This window comes from Campylobacter sp. BCW_6468 (assembly GCF_001762865.1).
Taxonomy (GTDB): domain Bacteria; phylum Campylobacterota; class Campylobacteria; order Campylobacterales; family Campylobacteraceae; genus Campylobacter_D; species Campylobacter_D jejuni.
The window spans coordinates 1-2,207 of the sequence record NZ_MJXQ01000017.1 but is presented as its reverse complement, the minus strand read 5'-3'; the positions used below and the strand labels follow the sequence as shown (position 1 = coordinate 2,207).

Here is a 2,207-nt window from a genome sequence, read left to right as displayed (position 1 = left end):
AAAACCAAAGAAGATGCTTTTAATAAAAGTATTCTTTGGATAAAAGAACATTTAGAATTTATGGAATTAGTTTATGGACATATTAAAGCACAAGAAAATGCTTTGATTAAAAATATACTTCCTTTAGAAGAAAAACTTAAAGAAAGAAAATTAGATAAATGGATGGAAAGGGTGAGAAGGTGAGAGAAGAGCTTTTTTTAAAAAATACTCAAGCTTTGTTTGAGGTCGATGAGTTTTTAGCTTGTACACTGAGATCACTTAAATACTTAACTTTTGCACTTATCCAAGATGAAAATGGAATAAATTTTAAAAAAGATGATATTTTTCTTTATGAAAATCCCAATAAAGAGCTTTTAGAAAACCTTACTCTGTTTAAAACCGAATATAACAAATATCCTGTTTTGTTTTTTTATGGCTTTGGAAATGGAATGTTTTATAAAACTTTATGTAAAAACAAACAACATAAACACATTATCATTTTTGAAGACAATCTTGAAATTTTAACTTTAGCTTTTCATTTATTTGATTTTAGCGAAGAATTAAAAAAAGAACAACTAATACTTTTTTATACTCCAAATATTAATACAGCACAACTCACCACACTTTTTACTTATGAAATCATTCAAAAAAGTGTAAAAATTTTTAATCTTTTTATCCATAATGATTTTTATCAACAATTTTATAGCACTCAAATACAAAATATAAATACTCAACTGATAGAAATGATACGATTTATCGTTTTAAACAAAGGTAATGATCCACATGATTCTTTAGTTGGAATCAAACATACCCTAGATAATCTCCCTAAAATGTTAAATCATGGAATTTTTCAAGAATTTCTCAAAGAAAGAAGAGCTAAGGTTAAAAATGCTATTATTGTTTCTACAGGACCATCTCTTACTAAACAACTTCCTTTATTAAAAAAGTATGCTAATAAAGCTACGATTTTTTGTGCTGATAGTGCTTATGTTATTCTTGGAAAATACGGTATAAAGCCTGATTATGTTTGCATGCTAGAGCGTGATGATATAGTTTCTAAATGTTTTGATAATGATTTTGGCGATTTTAACAAAGGCATACTTTTCATACTTGCTTCTGTAGTTCATAAAGAAGTATTAGATTTTTTAGAAAAAGATCAAAGAACTTATATGCTTGTACATCGCCCTTTAAATTTTGCAGCTAGTTTAAAACTTGATGAATATGGATATCTTGGAGTAGGACATAGTGTTTCAAATATGATCTATGAACTAGCCGGAGCTTTAAGATTTGAAAATATCATTTTTATAGGACAGGATTTAGCTTATGGCGAGGATGGAAGTTCACATCCTAAAGAGCATATACATGGAAGTCAAGGTGAAGAAATCAGAGGAGAAAAATATACACTAGCTTATGGAGGAAAAGGCAAAGTAAGAACACAACTTACTTGGAATTTGTTTCGTCAAGCTTTTGAAAAAGATATATTTTGGGCAAAAGAAAAACTCAATATCACCACCTACAACTGCACCGAAGGTGGAGTAAGGATAGAAGGAACCATAGAAAAACCTTTTCTATGGGCTTGTGAGAATTTACTTGATAAAGATTTAAATAAACCTTTTGATTTTCCAAAATTTCTAGATAAAAAACTAGCCAAAGAAAAATTAGAAAAAACAAAAAAATATCTCCAAAAAAGCATTTTAGAATCCAAAGAATTTATAAAAAAAACTCAAATTCAGCTTCAAAAGCTTAGATACACTTTAGAAAAAAATGACAAGAATTTTCAAACTCTTGAAAAAATCAAAAATGATCTTTTAAATCTTTTTAAAGAATTTAAAAAACTCAAGCTTTTTAATGAACTTTGTCAAGCTATTTATTTTCATAACGAATGCGAAATTTTAAAATTTGAAGTTTTAAACACAAATAAGCAAAAAGAAAATTTAATAGACTTTTTGAAAATACAACACAATTGGTTTATCCAAGGTTTAGGATATCTTGATACTCAAAACAAAACCATAGAAAAAAGTTTAGAAAATTGGAATTTTGACGATATAATCAAAAAATAATTAGGATTTCCAATGACCTTCATCTCTACTCAAAAAGAACTCTTTAACAAAAACATTGAGGCTTTAAGCAATATTCTTTTAAAAGAAAGTTTAAAAGAAATTAAATCAAGTAAATTTGAACTTATCTTAGGTAAAGATAATCTAGATATCAATTTAAAAGATACAAGT

Annotated in this window: 3 protein-coding genes; all 3 read left to right on the top strand. The window is 26.9% G+C overall.

Features of this window, described 5'->3' with window-relative positions; all coding sequences use genetic code 11:
- The coding region (locus AJ889_RS01000) for a motility accessory factor (protein WP_079740665.1) at positions 1-183 on the top strand (183 nt) is incomplete at its 5' end.
- Positions 180-2,039, top strand: a complete 1,860-nt coding sequence (locus tag AJ889_RS00995) for a motility associated factor glycosyltransferase family protein (protein ID WP_079862615.1) — start codon at positions 180-182, stop codon at positions 2,037-2,039. The genes AJ889_RS01000 and AJ889_RS00995, both read left to right, overlap by 4 nt.
- A 12-nt stretch (positions 2,040-2,051) precedes the next feature.
- The coding region (locus AJ889_RS09530; protein ID WP_178887465.1) for a hypothetical protein at positions 2,052-2,207 on the top strand (156 nt) is incomplete at its 3' end.